Source organism: Caenimonas sp. SL110 (assembly GCF_001044395.1).
Taxonomy (GTDB): domain Bacteria; phylum Pseudomonadota; class Gammaproteobacteria; order Burkholderiales; family Burkholderiaceae_C; genus Ramlibacter.
The window spans coordinates 1-18,980 of sequence record NZ_JANU01000032.1 but is presented as its reverse complement, the minus strand read 5'-3'; the positions used below and the strand labels follow the sequence as shown (position 1 = coordinate 18,980).

Annotated in this window: 19 protein-coding genes; 11 read left to right on the top strand and 8 right to left on the bottom strand. The window is 66.4% G+C overall.

The window, feature by feature from the left end; genetic code table 11:
* Positions 1 to 122 precede the first annotated feature (122 nt).
* Positions 123 to 752, bottom strand: a complete 630-nt coding sequence (locus AQ12_RS15965) for a DUF4124 domain-containing protein (RefSeq protein WP_082151639.1) — start codon at positions 750 to 752, stop codon at positions 123 to 125.
* A 58-nt stretch (positions 753 to 810) separates the two neighbouring features.
* A complete protein-coding gene (gene pyrE, locus AQ12_RS22825; protein ID WP_048440938.1) occupies positions 811 to 1,497 on the bottom strand; it encodes an orotate phosphoribosyltransferase in 687 nt (228 codons plus the stop codon).
* Positions 1,498 to 1,527: 30 nt separating this feature from the next.
* On the opposite strand from pyrE, the gene AQ12_RS15955 reads away from it, so the two are divergent.
* Both AQ12_RS15955 and AQ12_RS15950 read left to right on the top strand, forming a co-directional pair.
* Positions 1,528 to 2,916 (top strand): tetratricopeptide repeat protein, encoded by a 1,389-nt coding sequence (locus AQ12_RS15955; protein WP_193387991.1) that lies wholly within the window; start codon positions 1,528 to 1,530, stop codon positions 2,914 to 2,916.
* Positions 2,904 to 3,695 (top strand): exodeoxyribonuclease III, encoded by a 792-nt coding sequence (locus tag AQ12_RS15950; RefSeq protein WP_048440937.1) that lies wholly within the window; start codon positions 2,904 to 2,906, stop codon positions 3,693 to 3,695. Before AQ12_RS15955 ends, AQ12_RS15950 begins: the two co-directional genes overlap by 13 nt.
* 40 nt (positions 3,696 to 3,735) lie before the next feature.
* On the opposite strand, the gene AQ12_RS15945 is transcribed toward AQ12_RS15950, so the two are convergent.
* Entirely contained in the window at positions 3,736 to 4,821 is a 1,086-nt protein-coding gene (locus tag AQ12_RS15945; protein ID WP_048440936.1) for an alkene reductase, read from the bottom strand.
* A 188-nt stretch (positions 4,822 to 5,009) separates the two neighbouring features.
* Between AQ12_RS15945 and AQ12_RS22220 the strand changes: the two genes are divergently transcribed.
* Together AQ12_RS22220 and AQ12_RS15935 are read left to right on the top strand one after the other, a co-directional pair.
* A complete protein-coding gene (locus tag AQ12_RS22220; RefSeq protein WP_053076766.1) occupies positions 5,010 to 5,564 on the top strand; it encodes a hypothetical protein in 555 nt (184 codons plus the stop codon).
* A 95-nt stretch (positions 5,565 to 5,659) separates the two neighbouring features.
* Positions 5,660 to 7,552, top strand: coding sequence for a sulfatase-like hydrolase/transferase (locus tag AQ12_RS15935; protein ID WP_193387990.1), 1,893 nt, complete (start codon positions 5,660 to 5,662; stop codon positions 7,550 to 7,552).
* Positions 7,553 to 7,602: 50 nt separating this feature from the next.
* Here the strand turns inward: AQ12_RS15935 and AQ12_RS15930 are convergent, their stop codons facing one another.
* Genes AQ12_RS15930 through AQ12_RS15920 form a run of 3 tightly spaced genes read right to left on the bottom strand, consistent with a single transcriptional unit; the run spans position 7,603 to position 9,973 of the window.
* Positions 7,603 to 9,003 carry a sensor histidine kinase gene (locus AQ12_RS15930; RefSeq protein ID WP_048440934.1) on the bottom strand — a complete coding sequence of 467 codons (1,401 nt, stop codon included), beginning with the start codon at positions 9,001 to 9,003 and terminating at the stop codon, positions 7,603 to 7,605.
* Positions 9,000 to 9,662 carry a response regulator transcription factor gene (locus AQ12_RS15925; protein ID WP_048440933.1) on the bottom strand — a complete coding sequence of 221 codons (663 nt, stop codon included), beginning with the start codon at positions 9,660 to 9,662 and terminating at the stop codon, positions 9,000 to 9,002. The genes AQ12_RS15930 and AQ12_RS15925 overlap by 4 nt, the downstream gene beginning before the upstream one ends.
* The gene (locus AQ12_RS15920; RefSeq protein WP_238587738.1) at positions 9,662 to 9,973 is read right to left on the bottom strand and encodes a PepSY domain-containing protein; all 312 of its coding nucleotides are present in this window, start codon (positions 9,971 to 9,973) and stop codon (positions 9,662 to 9,664) included. Before AQ12_RS15920 ends, AQ12_RS15925 begins: the two co-directional genes overlap by 1 nt.
* 336 nt (positions 9,974 to 10,309) lie before the next feature.
* Here AQ12_RS15920 and AQ12_RS15910 point away from each other — a divergent pair, with 336 nt between their 5' ends.
* The 6 genes from AQ12_RS15910 to AQ12_RS15885 are packed head-to-tail and all read left to right on the top strand — an operon-like array spanning position 10,310 to position 15,268.
* Complete coding sequence (locus AQ12_RS15910; protein WP_238587741.1) at positions 10,310 to 10,681, top strand: DUF1924 domain-containing protein; 372 nt, start codon at positions 10,310 to 10,312, stop codon at positions 10,679 to 10,681.
* Positions 10,682 to 10,692: 11 nt separating this feature from the next.
* On the top strand, positions 10,693 to 11,202 hold the full coding sequence (locus tag AQ12_RS15905) for a diheme cytochrome c (protein ID WP_053076764.1): 510 nt from the start codon (positions 10,693 to 10,695) through the stop codon (positions 11,200 to 11,202).
* A 24-nt stretch (positions 11,203 to 11,226) separates the two neighbouring features.
* Positions 11,227 to 11,985, top strand: a complete 759-nt coding sequence (locus tag AQ12_RS15900) for a cytochrome b/b6 domain-containing protein (RefSeq protein ID WP_048440930.1) — start codon at positions 11,227 to 11,229, stop codon at positions 11,983 to 11,985.
* Between the two features lie 41 nt (positions 11,986 to 12,026).
* Positions 12,027 to 13,310, top strand: a complete 1,284-nt coding sequence (locus AQ12_RS23190) for an efflux RND transporter periplasmic adaptor subunit (RefSeq protein ID WP_048440929.1) — start codon at positions 12,027 to 12,029, stop codon at positions 13,308 to 13,310.
* A 6-nt stretch (positions 13,311 to 13,316) separates the two neighbouring features.
* Positions 13,317 to 14,537: an FtsX-like permease family protein gene (locus AQ12_RS23185; RefSeq protein WP_048440928.1), complete on the top strand. Its 1,221-nt coding sequence runs from the start codon at positions 13,317 to 13,319 to the stop codon at positions 14,535 to 14,537.
* Positions 14,534 to 15,268, top strand: a complete 735-nt coding sequence (locus AQ12_RS15885) for an ABC transporter ATP-binding protein (protein ID WP_048440927.1) — start codon at positions 14,534 to 14,536, stop codon at positions 15,266 to 15,268. The genes AQ12_RS23185 and AQ12_RS15885 overlap by 4 nt, the downstream gene beginning before the upstream one ends.
* A 7-nt stretch (positions 15,269 to 15,275) precedes the next feature.
* Here the strand turns inward: AQ12_RS15885 and AQ12_RS15880 are convergent, their stop codons facing one another.
* Both AQ12_RS15880 and AQ12_RS15875 read right to left on the bottom strand, forming a co-directional pair.
* Complete coding sequence (locus AQ12_RS15880; RefSeq protein ID WP_048440926.1) at positions 15,276 to 15,707, bottom strand: hypothetical protein; 432 nt, start codon at positions 15,705 to 15,707, stop codon at positions 15,276 to 15,278.
* Positions 15,707 to 17,797: an ATP-dependent helicase gene (locus tag AQ12_RS15875; protein WP_048440925.1), complete on the bottom strand. Its 2,091-nt coding sequence runs from the start codon at positions 17,795 to 17,797 to the stop codon at positions 15,707 to 15,709. Before AQ12_RS15875 ends, AQ12_RS15880 begins: the two co-directional genes overlap by 1 nt.
* Positions 17,798 to 17,941: 144 nt before the next feature.
* On the opposite strand from AQ12_RS15875, the gene AQ12_RS15870 reads away from it, so the two are divergent.
* Positions 17,942 to 18,907: an AEC family transporter gene (locus AQ12_RS15870; RefSeq protein ID WP_048440924.1), complete on the top strand. Its 966-nt coding sequence runs from the start codon at positions 17,942 to 17,944 to the stop codon at positions 18,905 to 18,907.
* The last annotated feature ends 73 nt before the right edge of the window (positions 18,908 to 18,980 follow it).

Here is an 18,980-nt window from a genome sequence, read left to right as displayed (position 1 = left end):
CGGACTTGATCCGGCATCCACCGCGAAGCGGCGACTGCGCCTGATCACAGATGGATTGCGGGGGATTCGCAGGATCCCTCCGGTCTCGGCCCGCAATGACAAGCTTCACGCCCGCGCATCGCTCATCGTCTCGCCGTCCCCGAAGCAGCCGCCGCGGCTGTCCTGGGCGCAGACCCCGCCAGCTGAGCCCACATCACCTTGAGCTTGACCAGTTCCTCGTCGTAGCGGGCGTTCAGGCGCTGCTTTTCAACATCCTGGTTGACGATGAACCGGCGCTGGCTTTCTATCGCCTGTGTGTTCTCGTCGATCTGCCGCTTGAGTTTGAACGGAACCTTGGTCGTGTCGCCCTTGAAAAATTCGAGCTCCACGTCCAGCTTGCGCCGTTGCGATTCAAGCTCGATGCGGTGCTTGTTCGCGGTGTGGATGACGTCGTCGATCTGCGCGAGTGATGCGGCCCGCTCCCTGTCGTGCGTGGCCCGGTCCGGGTAGCGGGCGATCAGTGCGCGCTCGCGCTTTTTCTCTTCCTGGATGCGCTTGGTTTCCTCAAGCGCCTTGGCAACCCGCAGCTCCTCGGCCGCGCGCTCCTCAGCCGTGAGCGAGGGGCCGACCTTGCGCCGGACGGTGCCGCTGGGCGTGAGTTCGCGCTGCTCGCGGTCAAGGCATTCAGGGATGGGCCGGTCGGCGGTCAACCGGCGGCCCTTGGCATCGATGCAGGTATAGATGCCTTGCTGTGCCAATGCTGCCGCAGCCATGCCAAAGCAAGCCCCAAACCCTACAACAAATCGCAATGCCAGGTACTGCATCCAAGCCCTAGTTGACGCCGTAGCGTTGCCGGTAAGCCAGCACCTCCTCATGCCATGCGCCCAGGTTGTCACCCCCCTTGTTTTCCAGATACTGGAGCAAATCGGCGAGCCGCGCAATCGCGCAAACCTGCAATCCGAGCTGCTGCTGCACATATTGAACGCCGCTGTAGTCCACGTCAGCGCCGTTGGCTGTGGCCTTCTCCTGCCGGTCCAGCGCGATCGCCACGCCGCAGGCCTTGCCGCCGGCCGCTTCGATGATGTCGCGCGCTTCCCGCTTGGAAGCGCCGTCGGTGATGACGTCGTCGATCACCAGCACCCGGCCCTTGACCGGTGCGCCGACCAGCGTGCCGCCTTCGCCGTGATCCTTGGCTTCCTTGCGGTTGTAGGCAAACGCAACGTTGCGCCCCAGGCGCGCCATTTCAATGGCGACCGCAGCGGCCAGCGAAATGCCCTTATAGGCCGGGCCGAACAGCATGTCGAATTCGATGCCCGAAGCCAGGATGCGCCGTGCATAGAATTGGGCGAGCCGCCCGAGCTTGGCGCCGTCGTCGAACAACCCTGCATTGAAAAAGTAGGGGGAAAGGCGTCCCGCCTTGGTCTTGAATTCGCCGAACCGCAGCACGCCGGCTTCGATGGCAAATTCGATGAACTCCCGTGCAATCTCGTCGTGCCCGTTGTCTTGATGGATAGTCATGCGAAACCCTTTGTCGTGGACGAGATTGTATTGACCGCTGTATTGAACGAAGCCCAGGCCAACGCCCTCGCGCAGCGCTCCTGGGCACTGCGGCAGGCCGGCCAACCCGCGCAGGCGCTGGCGCTGACGGCCCCTGTCATCGGCTCCAGCGACGCGGCCCGGCAATGCGCGCCGCTGCAGCATGAGCACGGCCAGACACTGCGCCAGCTGGGGCGCCTGCGCGAAGCGATCGCGAGCTTCGATCGCGCGGTCGCCCTGAATCCTGCCTACGCCCGCGCGTGGCTGCACCGCGCCAACACGCATTACGACCTGGGGGACCGCACCGCCGCGCTCGCCGACTACGACCGGGCGCTCGCCCTGGATGCGAAGAACGCAACCGCGTGGCAAAACCGCGGACTCGCCCTGGCCGATCTGGGCCGCCACGACGAGGCGCGGCAGTCGCTCGAGTACGCGATTGCCGCAGACCCGAATCACGTCGAAGCGCACTGGAACCTGGCGCTGGTGCTTTTGCGCATGGGCGATGAGGCGCGCGGCTGGCAAGAGTTCGAGTGGCGCTGGCAGCGGCCTTCAATGCCGATGGCCGGGCGTCACCTTCGCAAACCCCGTTGGCAGCCCGGTGCGGCATTGCAGGGCAAGACCGTGCTGCTCTATGCCGAACAGGGGCTGGGCGACACCCTGCAGTTCTGCCGGTATGTCGCGTGGGTTGTCGCGCAAGGCGCGCGTGTGCTGCTGCTGGTGCAACCTGAAGTCGCCCCCCTGCTGGCCGGGCGTTTCGAGAACACCCGGATCGTCGCCAGCGGCGGGGCGCTGCCGCCCTACGACCTGCACGCGCCGTTGATGAGCATTCCGTGGCTGGCGGGCGAGCCCTTGCGGCAGTGGCCGCAGACGCATCCGTACCTGGTTGCACCCGAATCGCACACCGCTGCATGGCGAACCCGGCTTGGTCAACCAAGGCAGGTTCGCGTGGGACTGGTCGCCGGCGGCAACCCGGCGCACGGCAACGACAAGGCGCGAAGCATCGGCCTCGCACGCCTGCTGGCAACACTGCCGCGTGGTCCCCACTATGTGTGCCTGCAACGCGACCTGCGCGCGGGCGACCGCGAGGCGATGCAAGCGCGCGGCGATGTGTTCGATGCCTCGTCGCAGCTCACGGACTTCAGTGTCACGGCGGGCCTGTGCGCCTGCATGGACCTGGTGATCAGCGTCGATACCAGCGTCGCGCATCTGTCCGGCGCGCTGGGCCGGCCGACATGGCTGCTGCTGCCGTTCAACTCCGACTGGCGCTGGGGCATCGATCGTGCCGACACGCGCTGGTACCCGACAATGACGCTCTGGCGCGAGCACGCGCCCGGCGAACGCGACGCCCTCCTGGCGCGAGTCGCCCAAAGCCTCACCGATCAATTCGCATGTTCCGACTGACCAGCCTCAATCTCAATGGAATCCGCTCCGCCACCAGCAAGGGTGTCGAAGCGTGGATCGCCAGCACCAACCCCGACTGCCTCTGCTTGCAGGAGGTCAAGGCCCAGGCCGCCGACATCGAAGGCCGCTTCGAGCAACTGGCGGGCCTCAAGGGCTACTTTCATTTCGCGGAGAAGAAGGGCTATTCCGGCGTGGCGCTCTACACGCGGCATGAGCCGAGCGACGTGGTGGTCGGTTACGGCTCGAGCGAGTTCGATGCCGAAGGCCGCTATGTCGAACTGCGCTTCGACACGCCATCGCGCAAGTTTTCCATCGTGAGCTGCTACTTTCCCAGCGGCTCATCCGGCGAACATCGCCAGCGGGCGAAGTTCCGGTTCCTCGAAGAGTTCGATCCGTTCCTTTGCAAGCTCAAGCAAAGCCGCGAGTTCATCCTGTGCGGAGACGTGAACATCGCGCACCAGGAAAGCGACCTGAAGAACTTTCGCAGCAACAGGAAGAACAGCGGCTTCCTGCCCGAAGAGCGCGCATGGATGACCAAGCTGATTTCCGAAACCGGCCTGGTCGATGTGTACCGCCTGCTCAAGCCCGACACCACCGAAGAGTGCTACACGTGGTGGAGCAACCGGGGGCAGGCGTACACGAACAATGTGGGGTGGCGGCTGGACTACCACCTCGCAACGCCAGCCACCGCACGCCTGGCGCGAACCGAATCCATCTACAAGGCGCAGAAGTTTTCAGATCACGCGCCGATCACGGTGGATTACGAATTCAGCCTCTGATGCGGCGCATCCGCGAAGGCGCACAACCGCCCGCCGGTTGTCACGCCGGACTCGCCTCCAACGCGGGATAGTCGGTGTAGCCCTTGGCGCCAGGCGTGTACGCCAGTTCCATATCCGGTGCGGCCAGTGGTGCTTGCGTCCGCATGCGCTCGACCAGGTCTGGGTTGGCGATGAACGGTCGCGCAAACGCGATGAGATCGGCCTGACCCGCAACCAGCGCGGCTTCGGCGGACTCGCGATCGAAGCCGCCAGCCAGGATGAACAGCCCCTTGAACGCAGCGCGCAGTTTTGCCTTCAGTTGCGCAGGCACCGGCGGGGTGCCCATGGCCGAATGGTCCAGCACATGCAGGTAGAGCAGCCCGAGCTTTGACAGCTCTTCAGTGAGCGCGATGTATTGCGCTTCCACGCCGGGGAAAGCGCCCGTGCTGTTGAACACACCGAATGGCGACAGCCGGATGCCCACGCGATCGGCCCCGATGGCGTCGACCGTGGCGCGGGTCACTTCAAGCGCGAAGCGATTGCGCCGCTCCATGTCGCCGCCGTAGCCGTCGGTTCGCTGGTTCACGTTGCCGTTCAGGAACTGCTCGATCAGGTAGCCGTTGGCGGCATGCAACTCGACGCCGTCGAATCCGGCTTCGATCGCGAGTCGGGCCGACTGGGCGTACTCGCCCACAGCCGTGGCAATGTCGGCCTCGGTCATGGCGCGAGGAACGCTGTGCGGCTGCATGCCATGTGCATCGGTGTACATCTGGCCGGGGCAAAGCTCGGCGGTCGGCCCGACCACTTCGGCGCCAGCGGGCAGGTTGGCTGACTGCGTCACGCGGCCGGTGTGCATGAGCTGCACAAATATCATGCCGCCTTTCGCATGGACGGCGTCGGTGACAGCCTTCCATGCGACGACCTGCGCCTGGTTGAACAGGCCCGGAATGCGCGGATAACCCAGGCCGTTCGGTGAAGGCGAAGTGCCTTCGGTAATGATGAGGCCCGCCGTTGCGCGCTGGGCGTAGTGCGTCGCGATCAGGGCGTTGGGCGTGTTCGCCTCGACGGCCCGGCTGCGCGTCATGGGGGCCATGACGACGCGATTGGCAAGCTGAAGCGAGGCGCTGGAAAGGGGATCAAAAAGCATTCTTCTTCCTGGGTGATGTTGGGTAGGTTTGTTCTGATGGCTGCAAGTAGATGGGACCGGGACGCCCATCGACAAGAGTGTTTTGCGACATCTGGCAAGACCTTCTCCCGGCGCGCTGCGCCAGGGGTCCGCTTCAGTGATCGCTCAGAATAGGGGGTACTTTGACGGTGGCGACATAGGAGAAGGTCTTGCAAGTGCTGTTGGAGGCGGGCGGATTCGCTCTGAGGTTCATGCGCAATCCCCGCCAGACCGGGGCGGTTGCGCCCGCGAGCAAGAGCCTTGCCCGTGTGGTTGGCGAAGTCACCCGGAACACCTGCGCAGCCCTTGAAGCCGAAAGAGGGGAAGGCCTGGCACTGATCGAACTCGGCGCGGGGACCGGGGCGCTCACCGGTGGCATCGCCGCCCTGCGACCGGTTCTTGTCGAAGCCGATGCCGTGTGGGCCTCAAACCTCAGGCGCAGGTTCCCTTCGCTCGAAGTGCGTGCCGAATGCGCGTGCGACACCCTGGAATCACTGCGCGGACCGGTCGGTATCGTGACCTCGATCCCGCTCCTGAACAATCCGCAGGGTATCGAGATCAAGCGGCTGATCGCCAGGGGCTATACCGCCGGGCTGATCCGTTTTTGTGTGCTTTACACCTATGGCTGGGGTGATCCGCTGCGCGACGCAGGATTTCGCCAGGGCCGGCGCGAGCGTTTCGTCGCCATGAGTCTTCCTCCCGCCTCGGTCTGGGTCTATCGGTGATGTCGGGCGCCGCAGCGTGGGTCAGGGCGCGGCGCAAACCGCTTGCCGTATGCGCTGCGGGTGCACTGGCGGCGTGGCATCTGCGGTCCCATCCGATGCATTGGCTGGCGGTGGCGCCGGTGTTGGTATTCGGATATGCAGCGGGCGCCTTCGATTTCCGGGTGTCTGCGCGCGAACGTCTGCTGTGGGCACTGGCCCTTGCGGCATTGCTGGCAATGCCGATGCTTGCGGCGACAGGCGCAGGGGACTTCGCGCTACCTCGTATTTCACGGCGGGATATGCTGGCCATCGTCTTGTGCGCAGCGGCGGCCTGGGGTGTGAGCAGGCGTTGGTCTGACGCGGCCGCGTATGCGCTGGTCATTTTTGGCGCCGCCTGGACCGAGCCGCAACTCGCGGCGCTCGTGATGAGCCTGCCGCTTCTGGTCTTGCTTGCGCTCAGCGGGAGGCCCCGATTTTCGCTGGTGGTCGGCGTTGCGCTTTTTTGCACCGGGCTGGCGGCGATGGTGGCTAAGGAACGCTTTGGCGGATCGATGCTGACCTGGCAGGACGTGCGCTTTTTCATGCGGCAGTTCTCGGACAACGTGGGCGTCTTCGGCCATCAGTTCACGTTGGTGGCATACACGGCGCTGGCGATGGCGGCCGGAGCGGTTGCGCTGGTCCAGGCATGGAGGCGAGAAGCCGCCGGCCCCGGCGGTCCCATGAGTCGGGCGGCCCGGGTGTGCGCCCTGCTGGCAGTCGCGGGCAGTTTTTCGTCGTTGGACACCTGGGCCCGCCAGGCCGCCGATCGATTCGACTCCGGTGCCGCCTGGGACCTCGCCGAGGCGGAGAAACCGCTCTATTCGCGGTTTCTATCTACCGCCTACCTGGAACCCCGTCCCGACTATCGTCCTGTCGACACGGCGGCGCTGGAGGCGGAGATCGCCTTGCTGCAGCAGACTTCTGCGCGACCAGCAGGGGCAACGCCCGACATCGTTGTGGTGCTGCAGGAAAGCCAGGTCAATCCGCGCCTGTGGTCCGGGTGTCCCGGCCATCTGTGCGCCTTTCCCGCATTCGATGCGCAGCCTCCGGTAGTGGATGCCGGCCCGCTGCGTGTGCACACCTTTGGCGGCGGCACCTGGCTGTCCGAGTTCACGGTGATGACGGGCGTGCCGCACACGGTGTTTGGGGGCGCAGGCGCATTTGCGTCGTTCAACGTGGCACCCCAGGTCAGCGCTTCACTGCCGCGTTCGCTTCGGGCGCGCGGGTATCGCACCGTGGCGGTCTACCCCGTGTCCGGCGGCATGATGAACGCGCGCGCCGCCTACGCCGGTTACGGGTTCGACCGCTTCTACGACATGAACGACATCGGCTTGACTGCCGGCTGGGCGACAAGCGATGAGGAGATGCACGCGGCCGCCCTGCGTGTGCTGGAGCGCGAGCGCCAGCACGGACAACCGGTCTTTCTTTTCGTGGTCACGATCTTCAACCACTCGGAGCACGGCGTCGACCTGGGCCGGGTGCCGCCCGATCTTGTGTCGCAGGCGCGTGCCTACGCGGGGGGCGAGAAGGCCGGCGACACCTTCGCCGACTATCTCTGGCGCACGCGCCGCTTCGCCCGGGCGCTGGAGACCACGCGCCGTGAACTCTCGAACAGCACGCGTCCAGCGGTGCTGGCCTGGTTCGGGGACCACCAGCCGCCTTTCGAGAGCGCGCCGGACATGATCCGCCGCATAGGGTCAGGCGATCCGCGTATCCCGCCACAAATGACCACCTGGTACAGCGTCGAAACCCTGGGGCGCCCCTCGCAGCCGCCACGCGTACGCGCCCTGGACCTGGCTTTCCTGCCCGGACTGCTGGTGGAGCGCGCAGGCATCGCGCCAGACGAGTGGATGGCCGCGAACATCGTCGCATCGAAGCATTGCAACGGGCTGTTCGCGGAGTGCGCCCAGCCAGCTTGGCGGGACGCCTACCTGACCTATCTGTTCGAACGGCAGCGCGCGTTCCGATGAGCGTGGCCGAGGAACGCCAGCGGCGGGCGACCGCGAGGACCCTGATCGCGCTACGCCGGCAGGAACAGCGTCGCAGCGAGCCCACCCGCCGAGGCCGCACGGAGCTCAAGCCTGCCCCCATAGTCCTGCGCCAGCGTCTGCACGATCGCCAACCCGAGCCCTGCGCCGGGAACTGACTCATCAAGGCGCACGCCGCGATCGGGAAGGTTGGCCAGCTGGTCGGCGGCCACGCCGGGACCGTCGTCTTCGACCACGATGCGCAGTTGCGGCCTACCTTCGTTCGTTACCCCATCGATGCGCACGGTCACCCGGCTGCGCGCCCACTTGCAGGCGTTGTCCAGCAGGTTGCCCAGCATCTCCTGCAAGTCCTGCGCTTCGCCCGCAAATCGCCAGGGCGGATCGGACCCAGGCCGCCCGATCGTCGGCAGCTCAATTGCAATGCCGCGCGCAGCGTGCACCCTGTGCATCACGCGGATCAGGCCGTCGAGCACCGGCAACACTTCGATGCCCGTGCCGCTGACCCGCAACTGCGCTGCTGCGCGTGAACGCGCCAGGTGCCAGTCCACATGGCGGCGCGCGGCTTCGACCTGCTCGGCCATCACGCGAGCCACTGTCTGCGGGTCAGCCTGCCTGGCGAGCTGATCGGCGCTCTGGGACAGCACGGTCAGCGGCGTCTTCAGCGCGTGGGCCAGGTTGCCCGCGTGCTGGCGGGCGCGTTCGACCACGACCGCGTTTTGCGCGAGCACCTCGTTGAAGTCATCCACCAGGGGCTGCAGCTCCTGCGGAAACGATCCCTGCAGCCGCGTGGCACGGTTGGCACGCACAGCGTCCAGGGCCTCGCGCAAGGCGCGCAAGGGGGCCAGGCCCACGGTCACCTGCACCCATGAGGCGGCAGCCAGCAGGCCGAACAGCACCAGCAGCGACCACGCCAGCTGTGTGCGAAAACGCGCGACAGCAGCTTGCAGTGCGTCGGTGCTGCGAGCGACCGCCAGCCGCCACACCCGCTGCGGTTGCGCTGCGTCGTGGATGCTGCGCTCCAGCACCATCAGCGGCTGGCCTTGCGGCCCCGACACCTCGTGCACATGCACAGCGCCGTCGGCCAGCGTGTCCGAAGGCAGCGCCAGATTGACGTCCCACAGCGAGCGAGACCGCAGCGCTGCGGAGCGGTCGGGCCCATCGACTTGCCAATACAGGCCCGACAGCGGCCGCTGCCAGCCGGGGTCGGTCATTCGCGCGTTGTCGACCACGGGGTCGCCGTCGGCGCCGAACTGGGTGGCTGCTGCCAGTTGGTCGAGCTGCACCTGCAGGGTCTCGCGAAACTGCTGGGTGACGTGCTCGCGAAACAGCCCGCCCAGCAACCAGCCCGCCGGCACCAGCGCCAGCACCAACACCACCACGGTGGCAACCAGCAGCCGCCGGCGCAGTGATGGTGTGCGAGATGCGGCGCTCATGCTTGCGGCGCGAGCCGGTAGCCCATGCCGCGCACCGTCTCGATCAGGTGCGGCGGCAGCTTCTTGCGCAGGCGGCCGACGAACACCTCGATCGTGTTGGAGTCGCGGTCGAAATCCTGCGCATAAATGTGCTCGGTGAGTTCGGCGCGTGAAACCATCTTGCCCGGCCGGTGCATCAGGTAGGCGAGCACCTTGAACTCGTGGCTGGTGAGTGGCACGAGCTCGCCGTCGCATGTCACCCGGCTGCTGCGCGTGTCGAGCGCGAGCGGGCCGAGCGTGAGCACCGGCGAGGCCAGGCCCTGCGAACGGCGCAGCAAGGCCCGCACACGCGCCAGCAGTTCTTCCATGTGGAAGGGCTTGGTGAGGTAGTCGTCGGCGCCCGCGTCGATGCCGGCCACTTTCTCGTGCCAGAGGTCGCGTGCGGTGAGCAGCAATACCGGTGTGGCAATGCCGGCAGCACGCCAGCGCTTGAGAACGGTGATGCCATCGAGCACCGGCAGGCCCAGGTCCAGCACGACCGCGTCATAGGGCTCCACGCTGCCCATATCCAGCGCCTGCTTGCCGTCGGATGCTGCGTCCACCGCATAGCCTGCGTCCGCCATCGCCTGCACGAGGTTGGCGCGCAGGTGAGGCTCGTCCTCGACCACCAGCACGCGCATCAGCGACGGTCCTTGCGCTTGAGCACTTCGGCGGTACGGGCGTCCACATGCAGCTTGACCAGTGCGCCGCCGCGCTGCAGCAGCTTCAGCTCGTAGATCCATCGGCCGTCCTCGCGTTCCAGTTCGACTTCGAGGATCTCGCCGGGATAGGTCTGGGCCACGCGTTGCAGCACCGTCGCCAGCGGCAACACTTCACCGGCCTTGAGCGCCGCGCGGGCGCGGTCGTGGTCCCTCTCGCTGGCCACGGCCGGGGCCGTCGCCAGCGAGAAGGTGACTGCAAGACACAGGCTGTAAAGAACGCGGTGAAACATGATCCTCTTCATTGTGGGCAGGTCCGCAGTCAGGGCGCTTGACCTGGCGCAAACCGCACTGCGAAGCGACTGCTGCGCCTGATCAACGATGGATTGCGGATCAAGTCCGCAATGACAACCGGTCGTTGGCTGTCATGCCGGACTTGATCCGGCATCCACCGCGAAGCGGCAACTGCGTCTGCATGGCAACCATTGTGGGCATCGAATCTGAACGCCCGATGAACGCGCGCTTCAGCTTCGGTTAAGGGGTGAAGTCGCACGATGGCTTCCTCGATACCCGAAGGAGTGCTTCCCGTGAATTTTCGCCCCCGCAGCAGCTGGCTCGTGATCGCCGTGATGGCTGCACTCGCCGCAACACTGTCGGCGCAGGCCGCTGACACAAGCCCGGCCGCGCAACTGGCGCGCTTCAACGCGCAGGCCGAGCGCCCCGGACAGGCCGAAACCGGGCGCGTCTTCTTCCAGTCGCGCCATGGCGGCGAGTGGTCGTGCGCCTCGTGCCACGGCACGCCGCCCAGCGGCCAGGGCAAGCACGCGAGCACCGGCAAATCGATTGCGCCATTGGCACCCGCATTCAATCCGCAGGCCTTCACCGATACCGCCAAGGTCGACAAGTGGCTGCGTCGCAACTGCAAGGACGTCACCAGTCGCGAGTGCACCGCGCAGGAAAAGGCAGACCTGCTCGCCTACCTGGTGAGCGTCAAGCCATGAAAGACCGTGACATGAAAACCATCACCTTTCTGGGCACGGTGCTGTTCGCGCTGGCCGTCGCCGGCGCATCGACCGCCGCCCGCGCCGATTCACCCCGAAACGCGGTGACACCGCTGAAGGCCTACGCGCAGGAATGCAGCACCTGTCACCTGGCCTACCCGCCTGGCATGTTGCCCGCGCGCTCGTGGCAAAAAATCATGGGCGGGCTGGACAAGCACTACGGCAGCGATGCCTCGCTCGACGCCGCCACCGTGGCCGAAATCGCCGGCTGGCTGCAAGTCAACGCCGGCACGTACAAGCGCGTGCGCGAACAGCCGCCCGAAGATCGCATCACGCGCGCCGAGTGGTTCGTGCACAAGCACCGCGAGATCGCGCCTTCGATCTGGAAGCTGCCCAGTGTCAGGAGCGCGGCCAATTGCGCCGCGTGCCACACGGGCGCCGACAAGGGGCGTTTCAACGACGACAACCTCCAGGTTCCTGCTGGCGTGCCCGCTCATCTGCGCCGCGCGTGGAACGACTGAAACCCAAAGAAAAGGATTCCTGCAATGACTTCTTCGTCCACACAGGCCGCGGGCGCTGCACCGCGCGCCGCCGCTGCCACAACTACAACTGCCACAACCGCCGCGCCGGGCCGACTCGTCATCGACGCGCCCACCCGCATGTTCCACTGGCTGTTTGCGCTGGGGTTTCTCGGTGCATGGGTCACAGCCGATGGCGAGCGCTTTCGGCTGCTGCATGTGACGCTGGGGTACACGATGCTGGGGCTGCTCGCATTTCGCGTCGTCTACGGCCTGGTCGGGCCGCGGCAGGCGCGCCTGTCGGCGCTCCTTCGCAAGGCAAGCGGCATCGGTCAATGGCTGCGCGCCGCATTCACCGCCGGTTCGCCCGGTGCGGTCAACTGGCGCCAGGGCCAGAACCTGCTGATGGGTGTCGCTGTCGTCGCGCTGCTGGTCATCGTGCTGCCGCTCACCCTGAGTGGCATCGGCACTTACAACGAATGGCTGGGCGGCGACGCTTTCGAAGATGTGCACGAATTTTTCGGCAACGCGATGCTTGCAGTGGTGCTGGCGCATCTGGGGCTGATCCTCGCGCTGAGCATTCTTCGCCGGCGCAACCAGGCCATGCCCATGATCACCGGTCGCATGCCCGGCAACGGGCCGGACCTGGTGCAGCGCAAGCGGACATGGCTCGCGGCCTTGCTGCTGCTGGCGGTGCTTTCGTACGGCGCGTGGGAGTGGCAGCAGTCGCCCAACGGCCTGCTGGCGGGTAGTGAAAACAGCAGCCACGAACGGGGCGACGACTGACCCAGGTGGCGCTGCACGGGGCGGCTGGCAGAATCAGCCTCATGTCGCGACGCCTTGTGGTCTTTCTCGCGGTGCTTGCCGCCGTCGCTCTAGCCGCGTTCGCTGCATGGTGGATGACGCGCGCACCCGCAGTGCCTGCGGTCCAGGCACGCATGGCGCCCCTCGTGCGCACCCTGCAGTTCTCCGCTCGCGTCGCCACTGCATCGCGGGTTGATGTGGGCAGCACACTCACCGGACGCGTGCTGCAGGTGGCAGTGGCCGAGGGCGCACAGGTCAAGGCGGGCGATGTGCTCGTGCGGCTCGAAAGCGCCGAGCTGCGCGCAGCGCTCGCACAAACCCAAGCCAGTGAACGACAGGCCGCCGCGCGGATCGCAGGCCTGCGTACCACCGGACGCAGCACGGCGCAGGCCTCTGTGTCGCAAGCCGATTCAGTGCTGGTCGCCGCGCAGGCCGATCTCAAGCGCACGCTCGATCTCGTGGCGCAGGGCTTCGTGAGCCAGGCGCGCCTGGACGAGGCGCGCCGCGCTGTCGCGGTCGCGCAGGCGCAGCGCGATGCCGCACGCGCGCAGAGCGCTGCTGTCGCCGAGCCGGGCACTGAAGTGGCACAGGCCCAGGCGCAACTGGCGCTGGCAACTGCTGCACGCACCGCGGCGCAGGCCCGATTGAGCGAGGCCGTGCTCACCGCGCCGGCCGATGCGCGTGTGCTCACGCGTCTGGTCGAGCCCGGCCAGATCGTGCAACCCGGACGCGCGCTGCTCAGCCTGGCGCTGGCCGGGCCGCTGCAACTGGTCGCGCAAGTCGATGAGCGCTACCTGGGCCAGTTGCAGCCGGGACAAATGGCAGGCGTGCTGGCCGACGCGTATCCCACGCAGCGTTTCACGGCACGCGTGCTTTCGATCGCGCCGCTGGTGAATGCGCAGCGCGGCGCGATCGAAGTCAAGTTCGCATTGCCGCAGCCGCTTCCGTCCTTCTTGCGCGAAGACATGACACTGTCGGTCGAAGTCGAGACCGCGCGTCGCGATCAGGCGCTGGTGTTGCCGTCCAGCGCGCTGCGTTCAGAAGAATCGACCGGTGGCGCCAGCGGCGTTGTCTGGCTGGGAAACGACGGGCGCGTCGAGGCGCGCAAGGTGCGCGTGGGCCTGCGGACGCTGGACGCGGTCGAGATCATCGATGGACTGAAGACGGGCGAACTCGTGCTGGTGGGTCCTGCACCTCAACCGGGCCGCCGCGTGCGCATCGACAGCCGGGCCGCACCGGCGGCGGTTGCAGGCAAGGGCACCAAGGAAGATGCCGCAGGCGCGATGAGCAACGCGATGGGTCGGTAAGGCCCCATGCTCGGATTCGAGACCCGTGTCGCGACGCGCTTCCTGCGCGAAGGGCGGATGCAGACCCTGCTCATCATCATCGGCGTGGCGGCGGGTGTGGCGGTGGTCACCTACATCTCGGCGCTGATCACCGGCCTGCAGCGCAACACCATCGAAAAGACACTGGGGTCACAGGCGCATGTCACGCTCAGCCCGCGCGATGAGGTCGTGCTGGACGCACGCGCTCCCGCCAGCGCCGCAACCCGCGAACTGGTGCAGACGCAGCCGCGCGCGCAGCGCCTGCGCTCGCTGGGCAACTGGCAGCCGCTGGTTCCCCTGCTGGAGGCCATGCCGCAGATCACGGCAGTCTCGCCGATGGTGTCGGCTGCGGGCCTGGCCGAGCGCGGCGAGGCGTCCAAGGCGATCGCGCTGCTGGGCGTGGACCTGGAGCGCTACGACCGCGTCATCGGGCTGCGCGCCAAGATCGTCGATGGCACCGCGCGCCTGGGTCCCGGCGAGGCCATCATCGGGCGCGAGCTGGCCAAGGATCTGGGTGTTCGCATCGGTGACCGCATCGGCATCGTGACCGGCGGCATCAGCGATTCGCTGCGCGTCACCGCGCTGGTGGACCTGGGCGTGCGCGACCTGAACCGGCGCACGGTGCTGGTGCCGCTGCGCACGGCGCAAAGCCTGGCCGGCCTGCCCGGTGGCGCGACCAGCCTGGACCTCACATTGGCCGACATCTGGTCTGCCCAGGCGGTGGCCGATGAGCTGGGCGCGCGCTGGCCCTACAAGGCTGAGAGCTGGCAACAGGCCAATGCGCAACTGGTGTCGGCACTCAACGCGCAGTCGGTGAGCACGGCGGTGATCCGCGGCGTGGTGATGATCGTCGTGGTGCTGGGCATCGCCAGCGTGCTGGTGGTGTCGGTGGTGCAAAAGCAGCGCGAGATCGGCATTCTCCGGGCGATGGGCGCCACACAGGGCCAGGTGCTGCGCATCTTCCTGATGCAGGGCGCCATCGTGGGGGCCGTGGGCTCGGCGCTCGGCGTGCTGCTTGCGGTGGCGCTGATATGGGCCTTCACCACGTTCGTGCTGGGCTCCGATGGCCTGCCGCTGTTCAACATCACACTGGCTCCCGCGCTCGCCTTGCAGGTGGCTCTCACCGCCACGGTGTGCGGTGTGCTGGCGGCAGTGGCACCGGCGCGGCGCGCGGCCCGGCTCGATCCCGCGCAGGCGATCCGGCTATGAGCACTTCCGATACGGCAACACCCGCTGGCGAACTGCTTGTGCTGGACGGCGTGCGCAAGAGCTACAACATCGGCCTGCCCAACCAGACCGAGGTGTTGCACGGCCTGTCGCTGCGCTTGAACCGGGGCGAATTCGCGGCGCTCATCGGTCCGTCGGGCTCGGGCAAAAGTACCTTGCTGAACATCGTTGGCCTGCTGGAGCGCATGACCGCAGGAAGCTATCGCATCGAGGGCGAAGAGATGAACGGCCTGGACGACGCGGCGCTCACGCGGCGCAGGCGCTCGTCGCTGGGCTTCGTATTCCAGTTCCATCATCTGCTGCCCGCGTTCAGCGCGCTGGAAAACGTGACCTTGCCCGCGCTGATGCGCGAGGGCCGCGTCACGCCAGTCCAGCGGGAACGCGCGCGCGCCGTGCTGGCGGCAGTCGGGTTGGGCGATGCGATGACCAAGCGCCCCGGTGAGCTGTCCGGCGGCATGCAGCAGCGCGTCGCGATCGCGCGTGCGCTGGTGCTGGAACCACCGCTGGTCCTGGCGGATGAACCCACCGGCAACCTGGACACCGCATCGGCCAACGAAGTCTTCGCCCTGATGCGCCAGATGCACGCCGAGCTGAACATCTCATTTCTGGTGGTGACGCACGACCCGCGCATGGCAGCGCGATGCGACCGTGTGCTGGAACTCGTCGATGGGCAACTCGTGAACGACGGACCGCCGGTCACTTCTGGCGGTTAGTGCTGGGCTACTGCTTGCGCAGCACGAACGCGCGCTCGACCTTGTCGCGCTCCAGGCGCCAGGTGCCGCGCACTTCGCGGCCGCAAGAGCCTTCGGCGACATCCCCGACCCAGGTCGCGCTGATGGCGATGCCGTCGATGGATTCCTCCAGCAGGAACTCGCTGTCGTGGACTTCGCCCGACAGGGCGGAGCGCTCTGCGCCCCTGTCGATCGTGCCGCGCACGCCGCGGTACTGCGGATGGCGTACCAACACAAGCGTGGCGTCTGCCGCGCCCTCGATCTGCGCGCGCCATCGGCCCACCAGGTGCGCGAACGTCACCTCGGATGCCTTGGGACATGCGCGCGATTCACGCGCTGCGTTCTGCGCCGCGGCGGGCAGTGACAGCGTTGCAGCCAGCAATGCTGCGCCCGACAACAGGGCGGCCAAACCGGCTCGCATCACGAACCCCCGGCAGCCGCCGCCGCAGCAGCCGTGTCACTGGCCTTGCGCGCGAACTCCGCGCGCAGGGCCTTGAGCTTTTCGCGCGGGTCTTCCCTGGTGCTGGCCTGCTCCAGCGCCATCTCGGCGATGAAGCGGCTGGGCTGCGCTGCCACCATCTCGCGGCCCTTCTTGCGTTTGCGCGTCCAGCTCACAGCCAGCGAGCGCTGCGCGCGCGTGATGCCCACGTACATGAGGCGGCGCTCTTCCTGCAGGCGCTGCACGATGCTCTCGCTCATCGGGCCGGTGGCTTCGCTCATGGCTTTTTCGTCATCGCCGGGCTTGAAGGGCAGCAGGCCCTCGTTCACACCGGCCAGGATCACATGCGGCCACTCCAGGCCCTTGGCCGCGTGAAGGGTGGACAGCGTCACCACGTTCTGGTCTTTCTCGCGCTCGCTGATGGTGGACAGCAGTGCAATGGTCTGCGCGACTTCGAGCAGGCTCTTCTTTTCGCTGGCGATGCTCACACCGGCCGCATCGTCGATCTCGCCGCCTGCGCGCTGCGACATCCAGTCGCAAAACTCCAGCACGTTGGTCCAGCGGCTTGCGGCGAGTTTCTCGCTCTCCTCACCGTCGTACAGGTGCTTTTCGTAGTCGATGTCCTTGAGCCATTCGAGCATGAACGCGCGCGAGTCCTGGGCGCCATGCGTGTGGCGCGCGCGAAACTCCAGGTCGTTCACGTAGCGGCCGAATTCATGCAGGCTGCCCACGGCTTTCGCAGGCAGCACGGAGCCCAGCGACGACGAGAACAGCGCCTCGAACAGGCTCAGCTTGTACTTGCTCGCAAACGTGCCCAGGTGCTGCAGCGTCGTGTGGCCGATGCCGCGCTTGGGCGTGGTCACCGCGCGCAGGAAAGCGGGGTCGTCGTCGTTGTTGATCCACAGGCGAAACCAGGCGCACAGGTCGCGAATCTCGGCCCGGTCAAAAAAGCTCTGGCCGCCCGAGACCTTGTACGGAATCGCTGCCTTGCGCAGCGCCTGCTCGAAGACGCGCGCCTGGTGGTTGGCGCGGTAGAGCACCGCAAAGTCTTTCCAGTCCTTGCCTAAACCGTTCGCGCGGATCGACTGGATGCGCGCCACCATGCGTTCGGCCTCGTGTTCCTCGTTGTCCGCATCGACGATGCGCACCGGCTCGCCTTCACCCAGTTCCGAGAACAGCGTTTTTGGAAACAGCTTGGGGTTAGGGCCGATGACATTGTTGGCTGCGCGCAGGATGGCGCTGGTCGAGCGGTAGTTCTGTTCCAGCTTCACCACCTTGAGCTGCGGGAAATCCAGCGGCAGGCGCTTCAAGTTGTCCAGCGTCGCGCCGCGCCAGCCGTAGATCGACTGGTCGTCGTCGCCCACCGCGGTGAACCGCCCGCGCTCGCCGACCAGCAGCTTGAGCACTTCGTATTGCGTGGCGTTGGTGTCCTGGTATTCATCGACCAGCACATGGCCCATCTGCTTTTGCCACTTCTCGCGCACGTCGGCATGTTCTTGCAAGAGCTTGAGCGGCAACCCGATCAGGTCGTCGAAATCGACGCTCTGGTAGGCGGTGAGGCGCTCTTCGTAGCGCGCCATGATGCGCGCGGTGATCTTTTCGTTGTCGTCCTTGGCTTGCGCCTCGGCCTGCGCCGCGTTCAGGCCCATGTTCTTCCACGCGCTGATGGCCCACTGCCACTGGCGCGCCACCTTCGCATCGGTGCTGCCGCCTGCGTCTTTCAGCAAGCTGGTGACATCGTCGCTGTCGAGGATGGAAAACTGCGGCTTGAGGCCCAGCGCCGCGCCGTCCTGGCGCAGCATGCGAACGCCCAATGCGTGAAAAGTGCACACCATCACCTGCTTGGCTTCGCGCCCGATCAGGCTCTTGGCGCGCTCGCGCATTTCGGCGGCGGCCTTGTTGGTGAAGGTGATGGCCGCGATGCGATTGGCCTCAAGCCCCGCCTGGATGAGGCGCGCGACCTTGTGCGTGATGACGCGGGTCTTGCCGGAGCCTGCGCCGGCCAGCACGAGGCATGGCCCCTGCAGATAGTTCACAGCTTCCTGCTGCGCGAAATTGAGACCGGCGGACATCGGGGAGGGAGTGCGTGAAGAGAAACGGGGGAGGGAGAAAAAGAAGGTACTGCGACAAGGCTGCAGGCGAGCGGCGAATCATAGCGGGCGAGCCGGTCAGCACCCTGACATCGGGCGGTTGGCCGTTGCGCGGAGAATACTGCCGTGCTTGACATCCTTTTGATCACCTTTCCCTTCTTCGCGCTGGTGCTGTGCGGCTACATCGCCGCCCGCAGGCGCCTGCTGCCGCTCGACGCAATTCCGGGCCTCAACACCTTCGTTCTTTACTTCGCGTTACCTTGCATGCTGTTTCGCTTCGGCTCCACCACGCCGATTGCGCAGTTGCTCGATCTCTCGGCGATCGCGGTCTATCTTTTTTGCGCGCTGGTGATGGTCACCTTTGTGGTGTGGGTGAGCATGAACAGCCGCATCCGCTGGAACGATGCGTCGTTCGGTGCGCTGGTGGCGGCCTTTCCGAACACGGGTTTCATGGGTGTGCCGCTGCTGGTTGCATTGCTCGGCGCGCGCGCAGCGGGACCGGCGATCCTCACGATCCTGGTGGACTTGCTGGTGACGTCATCGCTGTGCATTGCGCTGTCGCGCCTCGATGGCGCGGATGAACACGGCGCCGCCAAGGCTGCGAAGAATGCGCTGCGCGGCGTGGCACTCAATCCGATGCCATGGGCCATTGTTCTGGGTGGCGTGGCGTCGGCCTTGCAATGGGAGCCGATCAAGCCGGTGGCGCAGACGATAGGCCTGCTCGCGGATGCGGCTTCGCCTGTCGCCCTGTTCACCATCGGCGCGGTGCTGTGGCGTTCGCAAGCCGTGGCAGCCGCGCAGGAGCAAGCGCGAATGCCGCTGCGCGATTACGTGCCGGTGGCGGTGATCAAGCTCGTGCTGCATCCCTTGCTGGTGCTGGTGGTGGGCGTCGAAGCGATCGCCATGGGATTGCCGCTGGACAAGTTCGCGCTGTCGGTGATGGTGCTGGTGGCGGCGTTGCCAAGCGCCAGCAATGTGTCGGTGCTGGCCGAGCGGTTCGGCGCGGATACCGGGCGGATCGCGCGGATCATTTTGCTGACGACGGCTGCGGCTTTCTTGACTTTTTCAGGGGCTGTGCGATTGGTGATTTGATCGGGAAGTCTTCTCCTTCCCCCGCTGGGGGAAGGCCGGGATGGGGGCTTTGGGCCTGTGCACATGCCGCGAT